General features: G+C 69.4%; 1 protein-coding gene and 1 pseudogene. Both read right to left on the bottom strand.

Annotation, left to right across the window (positions count from 1 at the left end; translation table 11 throughout):
- Positions 1–171: pseudogene (locus CCN72_RS41290) on the bottom strand (ribonuclease D); the annotation flags it as partial.
- A gap of 161 nt (positions 172–332) precedes the next feature.
- A partial coding sequence (locus tag CCN72_RS37630) for a response regulator transcription factor (RefSeq protein WP_143664369.1) occupies positions 333–533 on the bottom strand: 201 nt, incomplete at its 5' end.

Here is a 533-nt window from a genome sequence, read left to right as displayed (position 1 = left end):
GGCGACCACCTCGGCGAGCGCCGCCTCGTCGGCGACCACGGGCGGAATGCCCTCGCGGGGTTCGAGAAGGGGTGTCGGCGCCTCCGTCACAGAAGATCCGGCGTCGTCGGGAGACGTGTCTCCATTGCTGCGCCGGGTGCTGTCTGCTGCGGTGTCTTGGGCGTCGGTCACCTGTCAAGGGTATCCATGCGTGGACAGCACCCGTCGCCGGAACGTTCCGTCGACGGGCACCGAGGGGTCGTAAACCAGTCAGCCCGGTGAAATCGCCGGTTCAGAGGAGTGAAACGGCCGTTCTCCGGAAGGGGTCGGTGGGGAGGGGAGTGGCGGACGGGTCAGTGGATGATTCCGGTGCGCAGGGCGACGGCGACCATGCCGGCCCGGTCGCCGGTGCCCAGCTTGCGGGCGATGCGGGCGAGGTGGCTCTTCACGGTGAGGGCGGACAGGCCCATGGACACGCCGATCGCCTTGTTCGACTGGCCCTCGGCGACCAGGCGCAGCACCTCGACCTCGCGTCCGGACAGTTCGCGGTAGCC

Origin of the sequence: Streptomyces murinus (assembly GCF_002154555.1) — a bacterium.
In the GTDB taxonomy this organism is placed as follows: domain Bacteria; phylum Actinomycetota; class Actinomycetes; order Streptomycetales; family Streptomycetaceae; genus Streptomyces; species Streptomyces murinus.
The sequence above is the reverse complement of the archived record's forward strand: the minus strand, read 5'-3'. Positions and strand labels throughout refer to the sequence as shown.